Source organism: Streptomyces sp. V4I23, from assembly GCF_030817975.1.
Lineage (GTDB): Bacteria > Actinomycetota > Actinomycetes > Streptomycetales > Streptomycetaceae > Streptomyces.
This window is the reverse complement of the sequence record NZ_JAUSZW010000004.1, coordinates 6,922,859-6,945,107: the sequence shown is the minus strand read 5'-3', so window position 1 is coordinate 6,945,107 and position 22,249 is coordinate 6,922,859. Positions and strand designations below refer to the sequence as shown.

The following is a 22,249-nucleotide window of genomic DNA, read 5'->3' as shown; positions in this document are numbered from 1 at the left end:
ACCCGTGGCACCACGACCGTTGAAAGAAATCATCGAGCCCGGCTGGGCCGACGCTCTCGCCCCCGTGGCCGAACGCATCGCCGCCATGGGGGACTTCCTCCGCGCGGAGATCGCCGCAGGGCGTACATATCTGCCCGCCGGACAGCACGTGCTGCGCGCCTTCCAGCAGCCGTTCGACGATGTCCGAGTGCTGGTCGTCGGCCAGGATCCGTACCCCACGCCGGGCCATGCCGTCGGGCTCAGCTTCTCGGTGGCGCCGGACGTGTCGCCGTGGCCGCCGAGCCTCGACAACATCTTCCGGGAGATGCACGCCGACCTCGGCCATCCCCGTCCCTCGAACGGGGATCTCACGCCCTGGACGCGTCAGGGTGTGCTGCTGCTCAACAGGGCGCTGACCACCGCACCACGCAAACCCGCCGCGCACCGCGGCAAGGGCTGGGAAGAGGTCACGGAGCAGGCGATCCGTGCGCTCGCGGCGCGCGGCAAGCCGCTGGTGTCGGTGCTGTGGGGCCGGGACGCGCGCAATCTGCGCCCGCTGCTGGGGGATCTGCCGGCGATCGAGTCGTCGCACCCCTCGCCCATGTCCGCGGACCGCGGTTTCTTCGGCTCCCGCCCGTTCAGCCGGGTCAACGAGCTGCTGATCCGGCAGGGCGGGCAGCCCGTCGACTGGCGGCTGCCGTGATCCGCGTGCTCGGCGTCGACTCGGGCGGCTCGGGCCTGCGGGTCGCGCTCGCCGAGGCGGGCGCGCTGGAGAAGGCCGCGATCTCGGTGTCGGCCGAACCGGTGCGCACGGGCTCGGACGGGATCGACGCCGGGCACATGCTGGAGCAGCTCATGCCGATGGCGCGCGCCCTCCTGGAGCGGGCCGGGGGCGGCGAGCCGACGGCCGTGGTGATCGGCGCGGCCGGGATGGCCACGCTGGGCGGCCGGCTGCGCGCCGAACTGCCCGCCGCGCTGGCCGCGTCGCTCGGCGTACGGCGGCTGGGGCTGGCCGCCGACGCGGTGACCGCGTACGCGGGTGCGCTGGGTCAGCGACCCGGCGCCGTGGTCGCTGCGGGCACCGGCATGATCGCGGTCGGCACGGACCTCGCGTCGTGGCGCCGGGCCGACGGCTGGGGCCATCTGCTGGGCGACTGCGGCGGCGGCGCCTGGATCGGCCGGGCGGGCCTCGAGGCGGCGCTGCGCGCGCACGACGGACGCAGGGGTGGTTCGCGGGCGCTGCTGGCGCGGATGGAGGCCGCCTTCGGCCCGGCGGCGGAGTTGCCGGGGCTGCTCTACCCCCGCGCCGACCGGCCCGCGACGCTGGCCTCCTTCGCCCCCGAGGTGGCCGCCTGCGCGGCCCACGACCCGGTGGCGGCGGGCGTCCTCGCGCGCGCGGCCGAGCACATCGCCGAGGCTGCCGCGGCGGTGTGCCCGGCGGGGCCCGACGCGCCGGACGGGTGCGAGGTCGCGGTGACCGGCGGGGTGGCGAAGCTCGGCGACCCGCTGCTCGTGCCGCTGCGGGCCGAGCTCGCGCACCAGGTCCCCCAGGCGCGCGTCGTCCCCGCGGCCGGGGATCCGCTGTCCGGCGCGCTGCTTCTCGCGGAGGCCGTCGCGAGCGGCGGGCTGCTGCTGCCGCCGCATCCGGCCCTGCTGCACGTCGTGATGGACGGAGTTGCGTGATCCGTACACCGCCCGGCGGATAAACACGGACAGAAGACGCACGACTGCACCCTCCCCGAACAGCCGCGCGCACAAAGCCAGTAGCATGCGGCGCCATGAGCTCCCCCACTGGGCCTGCACCCGGCCTGCCTGTACGAATGCCACGCCCCCGACAGACCGGGCGACACCGCCGCCCGGAGCCCGTGGCCGCTCCCGAGGGCGCGCCCCCGCTCGTTCTCGCCGTGCCCGGCGCCCCCGCGCCCACGACGCGCAGCCTGGCCGAAGAGGTCATAAGCATCGCCCGCTCCGAGCTGCCCGGCCTCGAAGTCGCCATCGGTTACCTCGAGGGCGACGACGAGGAGTACCCGACGCTGGCGACGGTCCTCGCGCGCACGGCGGCCGTCCGCACCGAGCGGTACGAGATCGCCAAGGCCGCCGGCCGCGAGGTCGCCGAGCCCGAGGGCCCTGCCGCCGTCGTCGTCCCGCTGCTGGCGGGCCCGGACAACGCGCTGATGCGCCGGATCCGCGAGGCCCTCATGGACAGCCGCGTCACGGTGGAGCTGACCGACGTCCTCGGTCCGCACCCGCTGCTCGCCGAGGCCGTGCACGTCCGGCTCTCCGAGGCCGGTATGGCGCGTGCCGACCGCGCGCGGCTGTTCACGGTGGCGACGGCGGCCGACGGCATCATCCTCGCCACGGTGGGCGGCGAGGAGGCCGTACAGGCCGCCGGTATCACCGGCATGCTCCTGGCGGCCCGGCTGGCCGTGCCGGTGATGGCCGCGGGGCTCGACGAGCCGGGTTCGGTGGCCGCGGTCGCGGAGCAGCTGCGCGGTTCGGGCTCCGTCCAGCTGGCGCTGGCGCCGTACCTGGTGGGTCCGGAGCTGCCGGAGGGGCTGCTCGACGCCGCCGTGAAGGATGCCGGCTGCGCCGCCTCCGAGGCCCTCGGCGCGTACCCGGCCATCGGCAAGCTGGTGCTGTCGCAGTACGCGACCGCCCTGGGCATCGCCCAGCCGCAGGGGACTCAGCTGCGCTGACGGTCCCGCAGGGCGTCGGTGCCGAAGGGCCCGTGCCGGTCGACGTCCCGACCGGCACGGGCCCTTCGCGTGGGTGCGGCCGACCGCCGTGCACCGGACGGGTCAGGTGAAGACCACGCAGGAAGCGGCCGGGACCGGCAGGGAGCCCGCGGGGTGCGGGATGCCCGTCGCCTCCTCGACGTGGAACCAGGTGACGTCCCCGGAACGCTCGTTCGCCGCGTAGAGCCTGCGGCCCGAGGGATCGAGTGCGAGGTCGCGGGGCCAGTGGCCGCCGCACGGGACCGTGGTCACGAGCTCCGCCTTCTCGGAGGTCTCGTCCAGGTCCAGCACCGCGATGCTGTCGTGGCCCCGGATCGCGGCCCACACGCGCCTGCCGTCCGGCGCGACGACGACTGCCGAGGGATACGCCGGTTTCGCCACGCCGTCCGGCAGGACGCGGTTCGCGGCGACCGGCTCCAGGATCCCGCTGCGGTCGTCCCAGCGGCACACGGTGAGCGTCGGCTCCAGTTCGCCCAGCACGTAGGCATGTCGGCCGCCGGGATGGAAGGCGAGGTGGCGCGGTCCCGTACCGGGCGGCAGCGCGGTCGTCCGGTGGCCCGCCGCCGGACCGCCGGTGACGGCATCGAGGGCGTGGACGCGCACCGCATCGGAGCCGAGGTCGACGGCGAGGATCCAGCGCCCGGACGGGTCGGGCCGGACCTGGTGGGCGTGGGGCCGCGTCTGCCGGTCCGGGTCGGGGCCGCGGCCCTCGTACCGGACGACCGACGCGACCGGGCCCGGTGATCCGTCCGGGCCGAGCGGCAGCACACTGACGCTGCCGGAGCCGTAGTGGGCGGTCAGCAGCCGGCCCGGGGCGAGCGCGAGGTGCGTCGGGCTGTGGCCGCCGACGAGTACCGGTTCGCCGAGCGGGCGCAGCGCGCCGCCCGTGATGTCGAAGGCGGCGACGGCGCCGTCGGCCGTCTCGGAGACGGCGTACAGGACCGAGTCCGTCGCGGCGAGGTAGGAGGGGTCGGCGACCGCACGAGTGGCGGCGGTGGCCGTCAGGGCTCCGGTGCCGGGGTCCACCGATGCGGCGACGATCCCCCGTCCGCCCGCCGAGGTGAACGATCCGATGAAGGCCCGCCCCACGCCTGTGTCACCCACAGCAATCCCCTCTCCGCCCCGTGGAGCGCCCGTGGACCGCCCACGGGCCGCACATGGGTGCGCGGCCCCGACGGTAGCAGTAGGTCTAGACCAAAGGGGATCGCTCGGGGCGGCAACCGCGCGGCAGGCCGCTCACGCCGGTACCAGCGGGGCGCGCGGGGAGGTGCGCACCGGATGGGCGAGGTCCGCGAGCGCCCGTTCGAGGCCATGGAGGTGACCGAGCGCCGCCTCGGCCCCCGGGTGGTGCGGCGGTACGTGCACGACCTCGGTCGCGGCCGAGGGGCGGGCGGGCCGCGCCGGCACCAGCGCGTGGACGGCCGCCTCGACGCGGCCGCAGGCTGCGGCGAGCCGGGCGTCGTGGGACGCCTGCGGATCGGCGGCGACGGCGGCCAGGCCGCGCACCTCGCGGGCGCATACGTCGAGCAGCTCGATGACCCGGCGCGCGCGGGCCTTTCGCGCACGCAGCGGGCTGAGCGGGTGGACCAGCGGGGCGAGCGAGAGGCGTACGCGGCCGAGCAGCAGCTCCAGCTCCGCGGCGAGCGGCGCGGGATCCGCCGTCTCGTCGCCGGCGAGGCGCCGCGCGGCCGTGGTGGTGCAGTCGTGCACGCACCGGACCGCGCGCCGGATCCAGGCGTCGGTCGCGGTGTGGGTCGTCACGGGCAGGACCAGCGCGACGGCGAGCGCCGCGCCCAGCGCGCCGACCGCGGTCTCCTCCAGGCGCAGGAGCAGCAGGCCCGGATGGAGCACGCCGAGCAGCCCGTAGAGCAGACCGGCCATGACGGTCACGAAGAACATCATCCAGCTGTAGGAGGGGGCCGCGGTGTAGAAGATGCCGAAGACGCACACGGCGACCAGCGCGGCGGTGGGACCGGGCGCGCCCGCCACCGGGACGGCGACCAGCAGGCCCGCGAGGATGCCGGTGACGGTGCCGACGACCCGGCGGAAGCCGCGTATCAGCGTCTCGCCGCGGGACGCGGTGTTGACGAAGATCCACCAGGCGGTGCCGACGGCCCAGTACCAGCGGTCCCCCGACACGAGCTGCCCGGCCGCGAGCGCGAGGGCGCACGCGGCGGTGGCCTGGAAGGCCTGGCGGGTGGTGGGCCGGGCGAGGCCGCGGCCGGGCAGCGGCGCGGGCAGTGGGGGCGGGGGCGTCCGGCGCTCGATGCACCAGGCCCCGAAGCGGACGGCGGACGCGGCGGCGAGGGCCAGGGCGACGGCTCCGTACAGTTCGGGCAGCTGCGCGGGGACGGCGTGCAGGAACTGGGTGACGAAGAACATCATGAACGCGAAGATTCCCAGCGCGTGCCCGCGCGGACCCCATCGGCGGGCGTAGACACCGCAGAAGACCACCGCGAGCCAGACGGCGGCGCGCGCCGGCGGCTGTCCGTGCAGGACGGTGGCCAGTGCCAGGACGGGGAAGCCGGCCGCCGGCAGCAGGGCCGTCGTCACGGCCTGCCGGCGCACGGTCGGGTCGGCGACGGTGAAGAGGGCGAGCATCGCGGCGAGGCCGCCGGTGATCGAGGCGACGAGCGAGAGGCCGGCGAGCTCCGTGGCGGCGACGGCGAGGCCGACGCCGAGGACGGCGCGCGTCGAGACGCGCAGCCGCAGGCGTCCCGGGTCGGGCGCGGTGAACGCCCTCTTGATGTGCTGCAGGCCGGTCATGCTCCTCACGACGGTCGTCCCGCCCCCCTTGCTGATCGACTCGCCGCTCGGCGGCGGTCTCGGACACGGCAAAGGCGCCGCGGGTCCGGGTCCGGCTCCGTCGCCGGCCGGCGCTGCGCAGCGCCCTGTCGGTGCAAGGAAAACATCCGCAGGTCAATGGCTCAACCGGGTGGATTTCCACTGGGCCATTGGTACAGTTGCAGACGGTGCACAGGGACCATGGAAGGACCAACGGACCATGGCGGTGGACGAGCTCGACACCCGCATCCTGCGCCTGCTGATCGAACAGCCGCGCACGAGCGTGCGGGAGTACGCGCGCATTCTCCAGATCGCCCGCGGCACGCTGCAGGCCAGGATCGACCGGCTGGAGCGGGAGGGGGTGATCACCGGCACGGGGCCGTACCTCTCCCCCGCCGCGCTCGGTCATCCGGTGCTCGCCTTCGTCCACATCGAGGTGACCCAGGGGCACCTGGACGAGGTCGGCGAGTCGCTGGCGGCCGTGCCGGAGATCGTCGAGGCGTTCTCGATCACGGGCGGCGGGGATCTGCTGACCCGGGTCGTGGCGCGGGACAACGGTCATCTGGAGGACGTCATCCAGCGGCTGATCAACCTGCCCGGCGTGGTCCGTACGCGGACGGAGATGGCCCTGCGCGAGCGGGTGCCCTACCGGCTGCTGCCGCTGGTCGAATCGGTGGGGAAGGCAGCCGGTTCATCCCGCTGATCGGCCCCTTGGCATGCTGGACGCCATGAGCACTGCGCGTACTCCCTCGGTCATCTTCGATCTCGACGGCACTTTGGTGGACAGCGAGCCGAACTACTACGAGGCGGGGCGCAGGGTGCTCGCCTCGCACGGTGTGACCGGATTCGACTGGGCGGAGCACACCTCGTTCATCGGCATCGGCACGCGCGAGACGCTGGAGATCCTGCGGGCCCGGTACACCATCGACGCGCCGCTCGACGCCCTGCTGGCGGAGAAGAACCGGATCTATCTGGAGCTGGCGCGGGCGTCGACGGACGTCTTCCCCGAGATGCGGAAGTTCGTGGAGCGTCTGACGGCGGACGGGGTGCCGATGGCTGTCGCGTCGGGCTCGTCGCGGGCCGCGATCGAGGCCGTCCTCGCGGGGACCGGCCTCGACGCGTACATCCCGCTGACCGTCTCCGCGGAGGAGGTCGGACGCGGCAAGCCGGAGCCGGACGTCTTCCTGGAGGCGGCCCGCCGGCTGGGCGCGGACCCCGCGGACTGCGTCGTCCTGGAGGACGCGCCGCCCGGCGCGGCGGCCGCGCGGGCGGCGGGCATGCGCTGCATCGCCGTGCCGTACGTGCCGGGCACGGCGTCCGACCCGGCGTTCCTGGCGGCGGACCTGCTGTTCGCGGGCGGCCAGCGGGAGTTCACGTCGGAGACGGCGTACGCCTGGACGACGACCCCGCGCTGACGCGCGGCGGGCCGCCCTGCGGGTGCCGCGCCGGCGGGCCGAGACAGCCGGCGCAGGACGGCGGCGACGTCGGTGTCAGCGGCCCGGCGCGCATTCCGTGGCGTCCTTCAGTTCGCCGCGCAGGCGCTGGGCGCGCAGTACCAGCAGCATTTCGAAGCGGCGGTCCGGGTCGTCGATCGCGTCGCCCCACAGTTCGCGGATCTGTCGCAGCCGGTAGCGGGCCGTCTGGGGGTGGACGCCGAGGCGGGTCGCGACCTCGGGGGCGCCGCCCGAGGTCTCGATCCAGGCGAGCAGCGTCGCGGCGAGGCGTCGCGCCTGCACCGGGCTCGTGCCCTCCAGCGGTGCGAGACAGCGCCGCGCCGCCGCGTCGATCAGCTCCTGGGACGGTAACAGCACCAGTTCCTCCGTGCGTTCGGTGCAGTGCAGCACCTCGCCCCGCGGCAGCAGATCGCTCTCCACCAGCCGCACCGCCGTTTCCGCCCAGCGCAGCGAGGTCGCGGCGGCGGCGAGCGGCACCGAGGGGCCGATCGCGCCGGACCAGCCGGCCGTGGCGCGGCGCACCATGTCCCAGCGGCCCGCGGTGTCCGGTTCGGGGATGACGATGCGGGGCTGCTCGCTCTCCATGTCGAGGAGGATGCCCTGGCCGACGGCCGGCGCCACGGCCTCCCTGGCCGGCCGGATGAGCACGCCCACGGCGATCGCCGCCGGCAGCTCCCAGCCGATGCGGGCGGCCCGTTCGCCGAGAGCTGCGGCCGGGTCGCCGCGGTGTTCGACCAGCAACCGGTCGATCAACTGACGCTGAAGGCGCAGGCGTTCGCCGGCGCGGCGGGCCGCCGCCTCGGCGTAGCCGCGCACCGACTGCTCCACGAGCCCGTCCAGGTACTCGAAGCCGGATTCGGCGAGTTCGTACATGGCGGGCGCGGCGATGTCGACCTGCTGGCCGATCTCGGCGAACCTCCGCCACGCGAGCCGGACTCCGAGCCGGTAGATCGCCTGGAGGGAGTCGAGACTGCGGCCGTTCAGGCCCTCGCCCCGCCCGAACTCCTGGAACACCTCGGGCGGCACCCGGGCGTCCTGGGCACCGGACGCCAGGTGCTGCACGAAGCGTTCGATCGCGCGCCGGATGCCGACGAGTGCCATCGGCTCGCCGGACTCGTCCCCCACGAGCCGCAGGTGCGGGAAGTCGTGGCGGATCTCACGGAGGATCGCCTGGGCCAGTTCGCCGGCCTCGCCGAGGGCGATGGCGGCGAACCGCTCCACCTTCGGCCTGGGCACCTCGCTCCATGCCGGGCGGGTCATCGGCCCGGCGGGGCGGTGTCGTAGCTGATCAACGGGACGTTCGGCTGCTCGGGAGTGGCGTTGAGCACGGCGACGATCCCGAAGGCCGTGCCCACGGCGAGTACGGCGGCGACCACCGCGGTCGCTGCGGCGGCGAACAGTCTGCGCATAGTCGGGTCAGCTCCTCGTTGGAGACGATCCCCACCCCGTAACGCCGGCCCCCACCGGCTGGACGCACAGTGTTGACGGGACATTGACAATCCGTCAAGTACCCCCCTACTGTCATGGCCCGCGAGGGCTGACCGGCCCGGGCCCGTGCATCTCCGTGCGAGTTTCTCGATTCAGGAGTGCCCGGATGCGCCGTACCGCTTCACCGATGTCCCTTGTCCTGCTGGGAGCCGGAGTCTTCCTGCTGGTCCTGGCCCCTCTCCTGGTCGCGTACGTCCAGCCGCAGGCCAAGCGCACCCCGATCGACGTCGACACCACCACGGTGTTCACCGGTACGGGGAGCTACTTCGACACCTCGAAGCTCAGGACCGTGCACGGGAAGACGATCACGATCACCCGCCAGGTCCGCGGCGACGTGTCCGACAGCATCAGGAGCGGCAACGCCGTGTGGGACGTGTCGACCTCCGTCGACACCGATCGCACGCTGCCCGCGTCCGACACCCGCGACTCCCTCCAGTGGACGCTGGAGCGCTGGGTGACCGACCGCTCCACCAACGAACCGGTGCACTGCTGCCAGGAGACGCCCGCCTTCGACGGCGAGGCGTACCTGAAGTTCCCCTTCGACGTCGAGGAGCGCTCCTACCGCTGGTGGGACGGCACGCTCGGCGCGGTGGTACAGCTCCGCTACGCCGGCCGCCGGACGGTGCAGGGGTACGAGGGACTCCGGTTCACCGGCAGCGTCGCTCCCACGAGGACAGGGGTGCGCCAGGTGCCGGGCCGGCTCGTCGGCAGGCCGCGGACGCCGCAGGTACTGGCCGAGGAGTGGTACTCCAACAGCGGCATCGAGCTGGTCGCGGACCGGCGCACCGGCCGTATCGTGTACGCCGCCATCGGCCCGAGGAAGACCCTGCGCGCGCCCGGTTCGGACAAGGACGCGGTCGTGCTCCTGGCGAGCGAGAAGATCGCCTTCACCCCGCGTACACAACGGCAGCAGGTGGACCTGGCCGCGGCGGACAGCGGGAAGCTCGCACTGCTCGGTACGACCGCGCCGGCCGGGGCGGCGGTCCTGGGCGCGGTACTCGCCCTCCTGGGCGGTGTGCTGGTCGCACGGGGCCGCCGAGCGGAACGCGCGCATCCGGATGCTCACCTGATGACGAATCAGGCCGCCTGACAGTCGAACAAGTTGTCAAACCGGTGAGTAGCCGTGTGTCGAACACGTGCCGAACACTGGCTTTCCCCACCAGAGCACGGCCCCACCCGGTCACCTTCCCCCACCTTGCGACCTCTGTGCCGCGTCCCCTCAACCTCCCACACAGCGACACGAGTTGGAGCACGCATGCCCCAGCACGTACCTCCTCCCCCACTGCTCGACGCCGGACGGCACCCGCACCGGCACCCGCTCGGCCTCGCCCTGGCCGCACCGCACGACCCCGGGCCGCCCCGCCGCATCGTCTTCCTCGCCCACCGCGACCTGGACAACCCCGCCGCCGGCGGCTCCGAGCTGCTGATCGACCGGCTCGCCGGCGGTCTCACGGACCGCGGCCACGACGTCACCCTGCTGTGCGGCGGCCCCGCCGGACACCGGCGGCCCTACCGCGTCGTGTCGGCGGGCAGCGCGCTGGGGCACTACGCCGGCGCCCGTTCGGCCTTCGCCCGGCAGATCGGCGCGTGCGACCTGCTCGTCGAGGTCTGCAACGGGATGCCGTACCTGACACCGCTGTGGCACCGCGGTCCCACCCTGTGCCTGGTCAACCATGTGCACACCGAGCTGTGGGACATGCGCTTCCCCGCGCCCGTCGCCCGGGCCGGGCGGCTGCTGGAGCACTGGGCCCTGGCGCGGGCGCACCGGGGCAACCTCCTGGTCGCCGTCTCCCCGTCCACGGCGGACGCGCTGCGGGCGATCGGCGTGGAGCCGCAGCAGATCCGCGTGGTGCACAACGGAGTCCACGAGCCCGAGGTGCGCACGCCTCGCTCCACGACGCCGCTCTTCCTGGCTCTGGGCCGGCTGGTCGACTACAAGCGCATCGACCTCCTGCTGCGGCTGTGGGAACGGGTCCGTCCGGTGACCGGCGGCAGGCTCGTCATCGTCGGCGACGGCCCCGAACGGCAGCGGCTCGAACGCCTCGCCGGCCCGTCCGTCGAGTTCACCGGCCATGTCACGGAGGAGGAGAAGCACCGGCTGCTGTGCGCCTCCTGGCTCCTGCTGCACCCCGCGGCCGTCGAGGGCTGGGGGCTCGTGGTGACCGAGGCCGGGGCGCGCGGCACGCCGGCCCTCGGCTTCGACGTGCCGGGCCTGCGGGACTCGGTCGACAACGGCGTCACCGGCGTTCTCGTCGGCGGCGAGTCGTCGTTCGCGGCCGCGTGGTGCACCCTGGCGCTCGACGACGACCGGCGTGAGGGCATGGGAAAGGCCGCGGCCGAGCACGCCGCCGCCTTCCACTGGAACAGCACCGTACGGCAGTTCGCGACGGTGGCGGCCGAGGCCGTGGAGCGCGCCGGCGCCCAGGGCGGCGGCGCCGGGACGACGGGCGCGCGCAGGTGAGGGATCCGTCGTTCCGCCGCTCCCTCACCCTCTTCCGGGCCTTCCTCCGCGAGCAGGACGATCCCCGTACCGCCTACCGCCTGCTGGCGCGGGACGCGGCCGACCAGGTGGAACGCCACATGGGGCTGAGCGGCCGCGTCGTCGTCGACGTCGGCGGCGGACACGGGTACTTCACGCGGGAGTTCCGCAGGCGCGGCGCCCACAGCTACCTGTTCGAACCGGACCCGGCGGAGCTCGCCGCCGAGCCGGGTGCGGGCACGGTCGTGGCGGACGGCTATCTCCTGCCACTCACCGACGGCGCCGCCGACGTGTGCTTCTCGTCCAACGTGCTGGAGCATGTGTCCGACCCGCGCACCTTCCTCAGCGAGATGGTGCGGGTCACCCGTCCGGGCGGGCTGATCTACGTCTCGTTCACCAACTGGCTGTCCCCGTGGGGCGGTCACGAGTGGGCGCCCTGGCACTACTTCGGTGCCGAGCGTGCCCGGGCCCGCTACGAGCGGCGGACGGGCCGGCCGGCCAAGCACCGCCTCGGGGAGAACCTGTTCGCCGTCGGCGTGGGCGCGACCCTGCGGCACGTCAGGGGCCGCGGCGACGTGGAGATCGTCTCCGCGCGGTCGCGGTACTGGCCCGTCGTCCCCCAGCTCGTCCCGCTCGTGCCGGGGCTGCGCGAGTTCGCCACCTGGAACCTCCTCCTCATCCTCCGGCGGTGTCCATGACCAGCGCTGTGCACGCCCGCCCGCCCGCCTCCCCCGCGGCCGGCCCCCCGCCGCCCGGTCCACCGCCCCAGCCGCCGCGCTCGCGCCGCTGGCTGCTCGGCTTCTGGGCCGCGGTCCTCGTCGCGTTCCTCGCCGTCTCGCCGGGGCGGATGACGTTCGAGACGAAGCTCGGCGTCGTGGCCGACCCCTGGAAGTTCCTCCGCGACCTGGGCCAGTTGTGGCACGACCGGGCCGGGTTCGGCGGCATCGCTGACCAGTACGCCGGCTACCTGATCCCGATGCTGCCGTTCCACGCGGCCGCCGACCTCGTGCGGCTGCCCGTGTGGCTCGCCGAACGGCTGTGGCTCTCGCTGGTGGTCACCACCGCCTTCTGGGGTGCGCTGCGCCTGGCCGAGCGCCTGGGCACCGGCTCCGCCGCGACCCGGCTGCCCGGTGCCGCGGTGTACGCCCTGTGGCCGACGTACACCATCGTCGTCGGCTCGACCTCGGCCGCCGCCCTCCCCGGCGCGCTGCTCCCGTGGGTGCTTCTGCCGCTGACCGACCCGCGCACGAGCCCCCGGACCGCCGCCGCCCGCTCCGCGCTGATCATCCCCCTCATGGGCGGTGTGAACGCCGCGTCCACCCTCGCCTCGCTGCTGCCCGTGGGCCTGTACCTGCTGTGCCGGCCGGCCGGGCCCCGCAAGCGCGCGCTGATCGCCTGGTGGACCCCGTGCGTGGTCCTCGCGACCGCCTGGTGGATCGTGCCGCTGCTGCTGCTCGGCACGTACGGCGAGAACTTCATGCCGTACGTGGAGACGTCACAGACCACCACCGCGACGATGTCGGCGACCGAGGTGCTGCGCGGCGCGGGCAACTGGGTCGGCTACCTGAACTTCGGGGAGGCCTGGCTGCCCGCCGGCTGGACCGTCGCCACCTCGGCCCTGGTGATCGCCGGATCGGCGCTCGCGGCCGCGCTCGGACTCGCCGGTCTCGCGCGGCGCGATCTCCCCGAGCGGCGCTGGCTGGTGCTGACCGTGCTGACGGTCGCCCTCGTGACCCTCGCCGGGTACGGCGGCGCGCTGGGCGGCCCGTTCCACGAGACGGTGCAGGGCTGGCTGAACGGGCCGCTGGTGCCGTTCCGGAACATCTACAAGTTCCAGACCGGCCTGGCGCTGGCGCTCGCCCTCGGGCTGATGCACCTCACGGCCGTCGTGCCGCGCACCGTGCCCGCCCGCGCCCGGCGCCTCGCGCCCGTGGCGGCGGCCGCCCTCGTGCTGCCCGGCCTCTGCTGGCCCTACGTCAACGGCTCGATCCTGCAGCCCGGTTCGTTCCGGCAGCTGCCCGCGTACTGGGAGACGACCGCCGACTGGCTGGCCGAGAACTCGCCCGAGGACCGGGCGCTCGTCGTGCCGGCGACCGCGCACGGCCTCTACACCTGGGGCTCGCCCATCGACCAGCCGCTGGACGTCCTCGCCCGCTCGCCCTGGGCGCAGCGCGACTACGTGCCCTTCGGCACTCCCGGCAACCGGCGGGCCATGGACGCGGTGGAGCAGGCGCTGACGTCGGGCGGTGAAGTGCCCGGCCTGAGCGAGTTCCTGGGCCGCGCGGGTCTCCACCACGTCGTCGTGCGCAACGACCTCGACCCGGACCAGATCGGCCACGTCCCCACCACGACGGTGAAGCGCACGCTGGAGGCGTCCGGGTACAAGCGGGTCATCGGGTTCGGTCCGGTGCTCACGGGCGGACGCATCGCGGACGACACCCCCGTGCAGGTCGAGGGCCTGTTCCCGCGCCAGCGCGCGGTGGAGGTCTACGAGCCGCCCGCCGGGACCGAGCGCCCCGGCAGGGCACGGATGACGCCGGTGGCGTCGACGGCTGTGGTCAGCGGCGGGCCGGAGACCCTGCTGCCGCTGTCCGCCGACGGCGCCCTCACCGGGCGGTCCGCCGTCCTCGCGGGGGACGCGCATCCCGGGGTGGACCGTCCTTCCCTGTACGCGGCGGGCGACGGGATGCGCCGTGCCGACACCCGGTTCGGGCTGGTCAATTCGCACACGTCGCACACGTACACGCGTCAGGAGCGCAACCCGGAGAACGCGGCGCAGGACCCGGGCGCGCAGCCGCGGCAGATCCTGCCCCTGACGGCGGAGCGGCACCGGACGACGGCCGTGCTGCGGGGGGCCGCGTCCGTCAGCGCGTCCTCCGTGGGGAACTGGCTGTTCCATCTGCCCCAGTACGACCCGGTGAACGCCTTCGACGGCAATCCCGACACGGGCTGGGCGGAGGGATCGCCGGGCTCGCCGGAGGGCGAGTGGCTGCGCATCGCGTTCACCGGCCCCACGCGGGTACCCGCGACGCTGTCCATGACCCCGCTGCCCAGTGGCAACGTACGCGCGGCCCCCACGTCGGTGCGGGTGGAGACCGACCGGGGCAGCAGGGTCTCCCCGCTGCGGCCGGACGGAACCGCCCAGCAGGTGGCCGCCCCCGAGGGCGACGCGCGGTGGCTGAAGGTGACGATCCTGGACTCCCAGCAGGGCCGCCCCGGCCTGACCGGCGCGGGATTCACGGAGATCTCGGTGCCCGGTGTGCAGGTGACCCGGATGCTGGAGCTGCCCGCCGACGCTCCGCGCGACGGCGCGGGCTCCGTCGTCTACTCGCTGCGGCGCGGCAGCGATCCGGGCGGACTGTCCGCGGTGCCCGCGGAGGTGGGGCTGCACCGGCAGTTCGACGCCGCCCGCCCCGGCGACTACACGGTGCGGGCGACCGCGCTGCCCGTGCCGGGCGACGCGCTCGACGAGCTGCTGTTCGGCCTCACAGGACAGCGCGACAAGATCCTCGTGAGCGCGGACTCCACGGCGCGCCTCGGCACGAACCTGAGCCCCCGCAACCTCACCGACGGCGACCTGACCACGGCCTGGGTCGCCGGTGAACGCCCCGTCCTGCATCTGTCCTGGCCGAAGAAGACAGCGGTCGGCGAGATCGTCTTCGCGGCGGCCGGGGGGCTCGCCACCCGGCCCGAGCAGGTGCAGATCAGCTCTCCCGACGGGACGGCGGTGGCGGCGGTGGACGAGAACGGCATGGCCCGGTTCTCGCCCGTCACCACCGACCGCATGGACATCACGATCTCGCGGGTGGCCCCGCTGACACTCCACAACCCGGTCGCCGACGACCGGTTGCAGCTCCCGGTCGGGCTGAGCGAGGTGCACATCCCGGCCCTGGAGAAGTTCCGCGCGCCGCAGCCGGACCCGGACAAGACGTTCAGGCTGCCCTGCGGCAAGGGACCGATCGTGTCGGTCGACGGCCAGTTCCTCGAGACACGCGCCGAGGGGCGGGTACGGGATCTGACCGAGCGCCGCCCGGTCGCCGTCTCGCTCTGCACCAAGGGCGGGCGTGTGCCGCTCGACCGCGGCCCGCACACGGTCGAGGCCGGGGACACCGGCCCGCTGGCCGTCACCGGGATCACGCTCGCCACCGGGCCGTCGCGGGCCGCGGCCGGCACACCTCGCCGCGTGGAGACCGTCTCGGGCGGCGGCGATCGCCGCACGGTGCTGGTGGGTGCGGGAGAGGCCTCGTACCTCCAGATCCACGAGAACCACAACGCGGGCTGGAAGGCCACACTGAACGGCAGGGAGCTGACGCCGCTGCGGATCGACGGCTGGCAGCAGGCATGGCTCGTCCCGGCCGGTCAGGGCGGCACGGTGACGCTCCTCTACGAGCCCTCGCGCGTGTACGACGCCGGGATGACCGGTGCCGGGGTGCTGCTGGTGCTGCTGGCCGCCCTCGCCCTCGTCCGCCGCCGCTCCCCCGCCGCGCCGGCGCTGCCGGAGCAGACGGCGCCCGGCCCCGGGCTGCTGCTCGGCACCGTCGCACTGACGCTGGTGGGTGCGGTGGTCGCCGGTCCGGTCGCCGCGGTGGTGCCCCTGCTCGCCGTCGTGGCGTGGCTGCGCCCGGCGGTCCTCGGTCCGCTCGCGTTCGTGGCCATGGCCGGTGCCGGTGTCGCCGCCGTCGCCGGCAGCGGGGAGGCGGCCGCGCTGGGCCGGGGGGCGTACGGCCCGGTGGCCCAACTCCTCGCCCTGACCGCGCTGTTCGCCGCGCTGGTGACGGTGGGCCGGGAGCGCCGGAGCGGGGCCCACCGGGCCACCGGGCCGACGGAAGGCGGCGGGCACGCGCCCCACCACGACCGAGGGAGGGTCTGATGGCCACCGTTCAAGAATCGTCCGCCGCCGGAGCAGCCGCGCGGGGACCGCTGGCCCGCGTGCCGTTCCCGGTCGTCGACGAGGTGGCACGGCACTGCATGGATTCCTCCGAGCCCAACACCGTGCACATCGAGATCCACCTGCCGGGCCGCCTGCCACCGGACCGGCTGAGCGAGGCGTTCGCCCACGCTCTGCGCCGGCACCCGCGGGCACTGATGCGGGAGCGGGCACACGGCCCGTTCGCGCGGCGCTACGAGTGGGAGCTGACGGACGGGCCCGACACCGAGGTCGTCTCCGTGCCGCCACCCGTATCCGGCGCCCTCGCACTCGCCCGCGCACGCGCGCTCACCGCGGCGCCGCCGCTGTCGGCGTCCCCTCCGCTGCGCCTGGAGGTCGTGGAGGAGCCGGGAACGCCGGGCTGCGTGCTCCTGTTCACGGTGCACCACACGGCACTCGACGGCCCGTCGTGCCTGCGGATCGCGGCGACGGCGGCGGAGCTCCTCAGCGGCCGCCCGGCCCCGGTCGTGCCGTCCCCGGTCCGGCCCCTGGCCGCCCCGGAGCGGAGGGCGGCCCGTACGCCCGTACTGGCCAGACCCGCCCGGGTCGCCGCGGGCAGACCGGGGCCGGTGCCCGGCAACGCGATGCTCGTCGCCGAACTGCCCGTGCCGCGGCGGGAGCCGGGCGCTCCGTACACGGTCAACGACCAGCTGATGGCCGCCACGGCCCTGACCGTCGCCGACTGGAACCGCGAGCACGGCGCGCCCGAGCGCCCGCTGCGCATCACGATGCCCGTCGACGACCGCAGCCGCGGTCCCGAGATGCCGATCGGCAACGGCACCCGCCTGGTCGAGGTCCGCTTCACGGCGGCGGAAGTGGCGGCCGGCGCCGACATGGGCGTCCTCCTGCGGCTCACCGCGGAACGCACCCGCGCCCTCAAGGCGCGGCCCCGTCCCCCACTGGGACGCGGCGCGTCCCTGTTGACCGCGCCGGTACTGCCCGTCGGCGCCAGGGCCGCGACGACCCGGGGCCTGACGCGGCTGGCCTCGCCGTGGACGTCCACGACGCTGCTCAGCAACATCGGCCGGGTCCCCTATCCCCTGGACTTCGGCGAGGCCGGCCGGGCCAGTGCCGTCTGGTTCTCGGCGCCCGCCAGGATGCCGCGGGGTCTGACCGTCACCACGGCGTCCACGGGCGGCCGGCTGCACCTGGTGCTGCGCTGGTCCCGGGCGCTGCTGGGCGACGACGACGGGCTGCGGTTGCGCGACGTGTTCGCCGGCCGTCTGGCGGCGACCGATGCGGACGCCCTGTGAGCGGCACCGCCCCCTCCGGCCTGCGTGCCTTCTACGAGAACCCCGCCGTTCCGGTGGCGTCGGGCGACGCGCGCAGCAGGCGCCAGGCGCGGCTGCTGGCCCGGGCGCTCGGCGTACCGGGCGCGCTCGTCGTCGACGTCGGCTGCGGGGACGGCAGTGCGGCCGCCATCGCGGCGCCGGTCCTCGCGGGACACCGGATCGTCGGTGTCGACTGGTCGCAGGACGCCCTGCGCCGGGCCCGGCCCCGGCTCGCGCACGCGGTGCGCGGCGAACTGGGCGACGGCGGCCTTCCGTTCGCCGACGGCTGCGCGGACGCCGTGCTGTTCAGCGAGGTCGTCGAGCATCTCGCCGACCCCGACTCGGCGCTGGACGAGCTGCGGCGGATCCTGCGGCCCGGCGGTCATCTGATGCTGTCCACGCCGAACCTGGCCGCCTGGTACAACCGCGCGCTGCTGCTCGCCGGATGGCAACCCGTCTTCTCGGAGGTGAGCCTGCGCGGCATTCACGGCCGGCCGGGCCGCGAAGTGGTCGGCCATCTGCGGCTGTACACCGCCCGTGCGCTGCGTTCCTTCCTCACCGCGTCCGGTTTCGAGGTCGTGCGGATCTCGGGCGCCCCGTTCCACGGGGTGCCGCGCGGGCTGCGGCTGCTGGACCGGGCTGCCTGCGCCGTGCCCTCGGCGTCGTCCATCCTGCTGGCCCATGCCCGGCGGAGGTAGCGGCATGTGGTGGGGTGTGGGTGCGGCGCTGCTGGCCAACGTGCTGTACAGCGTGGGCTTCGTGCTGGAGAAACGGGCGCTCGGCGACCTGCCCGCCCTGTCGGCCCGGCGGCCCGCGCGCGTCGTCGCCGTGCTGCTGGCGAGCCCCCTGTGGATCGCCGGGGCGCTGGCGCTCGCCGCCGGGTTCGTCGCCCAGCTGATCGTCTACCGTGCGCTGCCGATCGCGGCCGCGCAGGGGATCTTCGTCTCCGGTCTCGTCCTGCTCCTGCTGCTGTCGTCCGCCGTGCTCGGCGAACAGCCCTCCGGCCGGGAACGCTACGCGCTCGGCGCCGTGCTCGTCGCCCTGCTGATGGTCGTCGCCTCGGTCCGCGAGGGCGAGGACGTCGTGAGCACCGGCGCTCCGTGGACACTGGTGCTCCTCGTGTGCGTGCCGTCGCTGGCGGGCGGGGTGTGGCTGTACGGGCGCGTGGAGGCGCGGGCGAGAAGGCGGCACCGGGTGCCGACGAACGGCATCGGGTACGGGGTGGCCGTCGGGCTGCTGTACGGGGTCAGTTCGCTGGCGATCAAGGGCGCGTCCGGCCGGCTGACGGGCGCGGGCGTCGGTGAGGCGGCGCGGTCGCTGTTCGCCTCCCCCTATCCGTATCTGCTGCTGTTCACGGCCGTCGCCGGTCTCGTCATGTCGCAGGCCGCGCTGCAGCGGTGCAGGGCCTCCCTGATCGTGCCCGTCTGCACGACGGTCACCTGCCTGTTCACGGCGGTGCTCGGGACGCTGACCTTCGGGGAACGTCTGCCGGACGACCCGCTGCTGCTGACCCTGCGGGTGGCCGGCACCGCGCTGGCGCTGTCCGTGCTGCTGGCCATGCCGCGCCACGACCCGCAGACCTGACCCGTCCGCCGTACGGCCTGTGCCGCCCGTATCCCCCGTACCGCCCACGAGAACGAGGAGCCCGTCCCATGAACCCCGACGACCCGCTGCTGCGGATCCTGGCCTGCCCGCTGGACAAGGGGCCGCTGACGCTGCCGGCCGGTGAGAACGTGCTGTACAACCCGCGTCTCCAGCTGAGTTACCCGATCGTGGACGGCATTCCGCAGCTGCTGCCCTCCTCCGGGAGCAAGGTCTGCGCGGACGACCACGAGCGCTTCGTGCGGGCGGCCGCAGGCTGACCGCCCCGGTCGGCGGGCGGCGGGCCCCCGGGCCCGCCGCAGGCCGACCGGGATCGCGGGGGCCACCCCCGCACTGTGACGGGGAACGCCTGTGCCATACTCAGCGCGCTCATTGCCCGTTCCATGTCGTAGGGATCACCGTTGAAGCCCCAGTCCGCCGTCCTCGCCACCGGATCCGTCTCCGGTGCCGGTCGCAGGGAGCGGACGCCCGCGCCAGGAGGGCGCCCCTCCGGGGCTGCCGCATCCGACCCCCGGGCGGGCAGCGGTACGTGAGCGGCATAGCACTGACGACCCCGTATCTGGACACCGACGCGGACCAGCTCTCCTTCTCGCTGGTCCTGCCCGCGCTCGACGCGCTCGCGGTACGCGATCTGACGGTCGGCGGGCTCGACGTCCAGCTCAGACTCCTGGGCGCCTCCCATCAGGTCTTCGCCGGGCCGGTCCGGGAGACCGTGGCCTGCCTCCCGGGCGTCGCGGGAGGTCTGCCCCGGACGACGGTGCAGGAGTTCGACGACTGGACCTACCACTTCGCCGCGCGCGTCCGGCACTTCACCTCGGCCGGGTTCAGCAACCGGGTGGCATGGATCCGCAGCCGGTCGGACGGGAACCCCGAGGCGCTGTACGGGATCTTCCCGGGCTCCCCCGAAGCCGTCACCGCGCTGACCGTCGACCGGCACGCCACCGGACTGGACTGGCGCACGTGGCACACCTATCCGCAGAGCCGCCAGATCGTGGCGACGCACACCCGGCTGGAGGCCCGATGAAGACCGCCCGACTCATCAGCGTGACGATGCTCGCCACGGTCGCGCTCACCGCCTGTGCCGGTGAGTCCGACGACGTCAACGACGTGCCGAGGTCGTGGATCCACCAGGAGTACGACGGCGTCGGACCGACGTACACCGACAGCCTCGACACGCCGGCCGCGGTCGGGGACGAGATCGGCGGGCACACCGCGGCCGGGGACCGCATCGAGGACGACGGCCACGTGTTCCTCCGCTACCGCGACGACATCGTCGCGATCACCCCCCACCAGAGCGGCAGCATGATCGAGATCGACGACTACCGCGACGGCCACCGCCGCTGGAAGTCCCGTATCGGCAACGTGTGGCCGGACCCGGACAGCGACGCGTTCCGCGGCGGCGGCCCCGGCTCCGGCAAGTAACCGCATCCGGTCCACCCACCCGAACTCACCGACGACGTCCCCGAAAGGCACCCCCGTGGCAGAGATCCTCGAGTCGGCAGGCACCGCCCTGCTCTACGGCCTGGTCGGCTTCATCGTGATGGCGGTCGGCTTCATCGCACTCGACCTCGTGACCCCCGGCAAGCTCCTTCACGTGGTCTGGACCGAGCGCAACCGCGGCGCCGCGGTCCTGCTCGCCGGTCAGACGATCGCCATCGGCCTCGTCATCGACCAGTCCATCAGGGCGAGCGAGTCCGAACTGGGCCTGGGCCTCGGCCTGTTCAGCACCCTGCTGTACGGCCTCGCGGGCGTCGCCGTGATGACGTTCATCTCCTGCGTCGTGGGTCTGCTGACCCCGGGCCGCCTCGGTCACGCCGTGCTCGACGACAACGGGGACCGCCCCCACCCCGCCGCCTGGGTCCAGGCCGCGATGTACATCGGCACGGCCTTCATGGTCGGCGCCGCCGTCTCGTAACCACACATGGGCACCACCACGCTCGACCGCACCACCACGGCCGCCGCCCGCCCGCCCGCGACCCGCTCGCGGGGGGCGCGCTTCCTGCTGCTGTTCTCGGTGTTCCTCTGCGCGGCCTGCGGCCTCGTCTACGAACTGGCGCTCACCGCGCTGGGCAGCTACCTCATCGGCAACTCCGTGATGCAGACCTCCGTGGTCATCTCCGTCATGGTGTTCGCCATGGGCGTCGGATCGCTGGCGGCCAAGCCGCTCCAGCGGCGCGCGGTCGGCGCGTTCGCCCTCGTCGAGGGCCTGCTCGCGCTCGCCGGCGGGCTGTCGGTGCTCGTCCTGTACGTGTCGTTCGCCTGGCTGCGCATCTACATGCCGTCCATGGTGGTGGTGTCCTTCGTCGTCGGCCTCCTCATCGGGGCCGAGATACCGCTGCTGATGACGCTGCTTCAGCGGATCAGGCGTCAGGAGGCAGGCAGCGCGGTCGCCGACATGTTCGCCGTGGACTACATCGGCGCCCTCGTCGGCGGTCTGTGTTTCCCGCTGCTGCTCCTGCCGGCCTTCGGCCAGCTCAAGGGCGCCCTGGTGGTGGGCGCCGTCAACGCGGTGGCGGGTGTCCTCGTCGTCCTGTGGATCTTCCGCCGCGAGACCCGCCGGTTCGTGCGCATCGCGCTGCTGGCCGGCATGGCCGCCGTCCTGGCGGTACTCGGCACGGTGTACGCCCTGGCGGACGACATCGAGGTCACCGCGCGGCAGCAGCTCTACCGCGACCCGATCATCCACGCCGAGACCACGCCGTACCAGGACATCGTGGTCACCCGGTCCACCGCGTTCACCGGGGAGCCGGACACCCGGCTGTTCCTCAACGGCGACCTCCAGTTCTCGTCCGTCGACGAGTACCGCTACCACGAGGCCCTCGTCCACCCCGCCCTGTCCGCGAAGCGGTCCTCCGTGCTGATCCTGGGCGGCGGCGACGCCCTGGCCCTGCGGGAGGTCCTGCGCTATGACGACGTCGAGACGGTCACGCTGGTCGACCTCGATCCGGCGATGACGCGGCTGGCCCGCACCTTCGCACCGCTGCGCGAGCTCAACGGCCGGGCGCTCGACGACCCGAGGGTCACGGCCGTCAACGCGGACGCCTTCAACTGGCTGCGCGACGCGGGCCGGCGCTACGACACGGTCGTCATCGACTTCCCCGACCCGGACAACGCGGCGCTCGCCAAGCTCTACTCCGTCGAGTTCTACCACCTGCTCCGTCACGTCCTGAAGCCGGACAGCCAGGTCATGGTGCAGGGCGGCTCCCCCTTCTTCGCCCCCAAGTCGTACTGGTCCATCGCCGCGACGATCGGCGAGGCCGGCTACCGCACCACCGAGTACCAGGTGGACGTCCCCAGCTTCGGCAACTGGGGCTTCGTCCTGGCGACTCCTGGCACGGACGGGCCGCCGCCGCCCCTGCGCCTGGCCGAGGACGCCCCGCCGTTGCGCTTCCTGGACGACGCCGTCCTCGAGGCGGCCACCGTCTTCCCCGTGGACCGCCGCCCGCAGAACGTACGGGCCAGCACCCTGATGGACCCCGTGATCCTGGAGTACACCAACAACGAGTGGCAGAACTACTGATCCGGTCCAC

Annotated in this window: 21 protein-coding genes; 17 read left to right on the top strand and 4 right to left on the bottom strand. The window is 74.1% G+C overall.

Annotated features, from left to right (window positions below):
- Positions 1-4 precede the first annotated feature (4 nt).
- The 3 genes from QFZ82_RS33970 to QFZ82_RS33960 all read left to right on the top strand — a co-directional run bounded on the left by QFZ82_RS33970 (position 5) and on the right by QFZ82_RS33960 (position 2,675).
- The gene (locus tag QFZ82_RS33970; protein WP_307716768.1) at positions 5-682 is read left to right on the top strand and encodes a uracil-DNA glycosylase; all 678 of its coding nucleotides are present in this window, start codon (positions 5-7) and stop codon (positions 680-682) included.
- Complete coding sequence (locus QFZ82_RS33965; protein ID WP_307716767.1) at positions 679-1,662, top strand: N-acetylglucosamine kinase; 984 nt, start codon at positions 679-681, stop codon at positions 1,660-1,662. The genes QFZ82_RS33970 and QFZ82_RS33965 overlap by 4 nt, the downstream gene beginning before the upstream one ends.
- 95 nt (positions 1,663-1,757) lie before the next feature.
- Positions 1,758-2,675 carry a sirohydrochlorin chelatase gene (locus QFZ82_RS33960; RefSeq protein ID WP_307716766.1) on the top strand — a complete coding sequence of 306 codons (918 nt, stop codon included), beginning with the start codon at positions 1,758-1,760 and terminating at the stop codon, positions 2,673-2,675.
- Between the two features lie 102 nt (positions 2,676-2,777).
- Here the strand turns inward: QFZ82_RS33960 and QFZ82_RS33955 are convergent, their stop codons facing one another.
- On the bottom strand, positions 2,778-3,818 hold the full coding sequence (locus tag QFZ82_RS33955; RefSeq protein WP_307716765.1) for a lactonase family protein: 1,041 nt from the start codon (positions 3,816-3,818) through the stop codon (positions 2,778-2,780).
- Between the two features lie 132 nt (positions 3,819-3,950).
- On the bottom strand, positions 3,951-5,480 hold the full coding sequence (locus tag QFZ82_RS33950; protein WP_307716764.1) for an FUSC family protein: 1,530 nt from the start codon (positions 5,478-5,480) through the stop codon (positions 3,951-3,953).
- Between the two features lie 238 nt (positions 5,481-5,718).
- Between QFZ82_RS33950 and QFZ82_RS33945 the strand changes: the two genes are divergently transcribed.
- A complete protein-coding gene (locus QFZ82_RS33945) occupies positions 5,719-6,201 on the top strand; it encodes an Lrp/AsnC family transcriptional regulator (protein ID WP_307716763.1) in 483 nt (160 codons plus the stop codon).
- A gap of 25 nt (positions 6,202-6,226) precedes the next feature.
- Complete coding sequence (locus QFZ82_RS33940; RefSeq protein WP_307716762.1) at positions 6,227-6,913, top strand: HAD family phosphatase; 687 nt, start codon at positions 6,227-6,229, stop codon at positions 6,911-6,913.
- A 75-nt stretch (positions 6,914-6,988) separates the two neighbouring features.
- Here the strand turns inward: QFZ82_RS33940 and QFZ82_RS33935 are convergent, their stop codons facing one another.
- Both QFZ82_RS33935 and QFZ82_RS33930 read right to left on the bottom strand, forming a co-directional pair.
- Entirely contained in the window at positions 6,989-8,212 is a 1,224-nt protein-coding gene (locus QFZ82_RS33935) for a helix-turn-helix domain-containing protein (protein WP_307716761.1), read from the bottom strand.
- On the bottom strand, positions 8,209-8,361 hold the full coding sequence (locus QFZ82_RS33930) for a hypothetical protein (protein WP_177148201.1): 153 nt from the start codon (positions 8,359-8,361) through the stop codon (positions 8,209-8,211). The genes QFZ82_RS33935 and QFZ82_RS33930 overlap by 4 nt, the downstream gene beginning before the upstream one ends.
- A 185-nt stretch (positions 8,362-8,546) precedes the next feature.
- Here QFZ82_RS33930 and QFZ82_RS33925 point away from each other — a divergent pair, with 185 nt between their 5' ends.
- From QFZ82_RS33925 to QFZ82_RS33870, 12 genes are all read left to right on the top strand, one after another.
- Complete coding sequence (locus tag QFZ82_RS33925) at positions 8,547-9,530, top strand: DUF3068 domain-containing protein (protein WP_307716760.1); 984 nt, start codon at positions 8,547-8,549, stop codon at positions 9,528-9,530.
- A gap of 165 nt (positions 9,531-9,695) precedes the next feature.
- Entirely contained in the window at positions 9,696-10,901 is a 1,206-nt protein-coding gene (locus QFZ82_RS33920; protein ID WP_307716759.1) for a glycosyltransferase family 4 protein, read from the top strand.
- Complete coding sequence (locus QFZ82_RS33915) at positions 10,898-11,617, top strand: class I SAM-dependent methyltransferase (protein WP_307716758.1); 720 nt, start codon at positions 10,898-10,900, stop codon at positions 11,615-11,617. Before QFZ82_RS33920 ends, QFZ82_RS33915 begins: the two co-directional genes overlap by 4 nt.
- Positions 11,614-15,789, top strand: coding sequence for an alpha-(1->3)-arabinofuranosyltransferase family protein (locus QFZ82_RS33910; RefSeq protein WP_307716757.1), 4,176 nt, complete (start codon positions 11,614-11,616; stop codon positions 15,787-15,789). Before QFZ82_RS33915 ends, QFZ82_RS33910 begins: the two co-directional genes overlap by 4 nt.
- Entirely contained in the window at positions 15,789-17,099 is a 1,311-nt protein-coding gene (locus QFZ82_RS33905; RefSeq protein WP_307716756.1) for a condensation protein, read from the top strand. The genes QFZ82_RS33910 and QFZ82_RS33905 overlap by 1 nt, the downstream gene beginning before the upstream one ends.
- Positions 17,096-17,815: a class I SAM-dependent methyltransferase gene (locus QFZ82_RS33900; protein WP_307716755.1), complete on the top strand. Its 720-nt coding sequence runs from the start codon at positions 17,096-17,098 to the stop codon at positions 17,813-17,815. Before QFZ82_RS33905 ends, QFZ82_RS33900 begins: the two co-directional genes overlap by 4 nt.
- Positions 17,816-17,819: 4 nt before the next feature.
- Positions 17,820-18,701, top strand: a complete 882-nt coding sequence (locus QFZ82_RS33895; RefSeq protein WP_307717922.1) for a hypothetical protein — start codon at positions 17,820-17,822, stop codon at positions 18,699-18,701.
- A 68-nt stretch (positions 18,702-18,769) separates the two neighbouring features.
- Complete coding sequence (locus QFZ82_RS33890) at positions 18,770-18,979, top strand: Trm112 family protein (RefSeq protein ID WP_307716754.1); 210 nt, start codon at positions 18,770-18,772, stop codon at positions 18,977-18,979.
- A gap of 269 nt (positions 18,980-19,248) precedes the next feature.
- Positions 19,249-19,743 (top strand): DUF2617 family protein, encoded by a 495-nt coding sequence (locus QFZ82_RS33885; RefSeq protein ID WP_307716753.1) that lies wholly within the window; start codon positions 19,249-19,251, stop codon positions 19,741-19,743.
- Positions 19,740-20,141: a DUF4247 domain-containing protein gene (locus tag QFZ82_RS33880; protein WP_307716752.1), complete on the top strand. Its 402-nt coding sequence runs from the start codon at positions 19,740-19,742 to the stop codon at positions 20,139-20,141. The genes QFZ82_RS33885 and QFZ82_RS33880 overlap by 4 nt, the downstream gene beginning before the upstream one ends.
- 55 nt (positions 20,142-20,196) lie before the next feature.
- Positions 20,197-20,634, top strand: a complete 438-nt coding sequence (locus QFZ82_RS33875; RefSeq protein ID WP_177148190.1) for a DUF350 domain-containing protein — start codon at positions 20,197-20,199, stop codon at positions 20,632-20,634.
- A gap of 6 nt (positions 20,635-20,640) precedes the next feature.
- Positions 20,641-22,239, top strand: a complete 1,599-nt coding sequence (locus tag QFZ82_RS33870) for a polyamine aminopropyltransferase (protein WP_307716751.1) — start codon at positions 20,641-20,643, stop codon at positions 22,237-22,239.
- Positions 22,240-22,249: the final 10 nt, after the last annotated feature.

Coding starts and splice junctions, on each gene's coding strand:
- QFZ82_RS33945 (WP_307716763.1), top strand. CDS start 5,719: ATGGCGGTGGACGAGCTCGACACCCGCATCCTGCGCCTGCTGATCGAA.
- QFZ82_RS33905 (WP_307716756.1), top strand. CDS start 15,789: ATGGCCACCGTTCAAGAATCGTCCGCCGCCGGAGCAGCCGCGCGGGGA.
- QFZ82_RS33920 (WP_307716759.1), top strand. CDS start 9,696: ATGCCCCAGCACGTACCTCCTCCCCCACTGCTCGACGCCGGACGGCAC.
- QFZ82_RS33880 (WP_307716752.1), top strand. CDS start 19,740: ATGAAGACCGCCCGACTCATCAGCGTGACGATGCTCGCCACGGTCGCG.
- QFZ82_RS33890 (WP_307716754.1), top strand. CDS start 18,770: ATGAACCCCGACGACCCGCTGCTGCGGATCCTGGCCTGCCCGCTGGAC.
- QFZ82_RS33960 (WP_307716766.1), top strand. CDS start 1,758: ATGAGCTCCCCCACTGGGCCTGCACCCGGCCTGCCTGTACGAATGCCA.
- QFZ82_RS33935 (WP_307716761.1), bottom strand. CDS start 8,212: ATGACCCGCCCGGCATGGAGCGAGGTGCCCAGGCCGAAGGTGGAGCGG.
- QFZ82_RS33950 (WP_307716764.1), bottom strand. CDS start 5,480: ATGACCGGCCTGCAGCACATCAAGAGGGCGTTCACCGCGCCCGACCCG.
- QFZ82_RS33925 (WP_307716760.1), top strand. CDS start 8,547: ATGCGCCGTACCGCTTCACCGATGTCCCTTGTCCTGCTGGGAGCCGGA.
- QFZ82_RS33870 (WP_307716751.1), top strand. CDS start 20,641: ATGGGCACCACCACGCTCGACCGCACCACCACGGCCGCCGCCCGCCCG.
- QFZ82_RS33910 (WP_307716757.1), top strand. CDS start 11,614: ATGACCAGCGCTGTGCACGCCCGCCCGCCCGCCTCCCCCGCGGCCGGC.
- QFZ82_RS33930 (WP_177148201.1), bottom strand. CDS start 8,361: ATGCGCAGACTGTTCGCCGCCGCAGCGACCGCGGTGGTCGCCGCCGTA.
- QFZ82_RS33895 (WP_307717922.1), top strand. CDS start 17,820: ATGTGGTGGGGTGTGGGTGCGGCGCTGCTGGCCAACGTGCTGTACAGC.
- QFZ82_RS33940 (WP_307716762.1), top strand. CDS start 6,227: ATGAGCACTGCGCGTACTCCCTCGGTCATCTTCGATCTCGACGGCACT.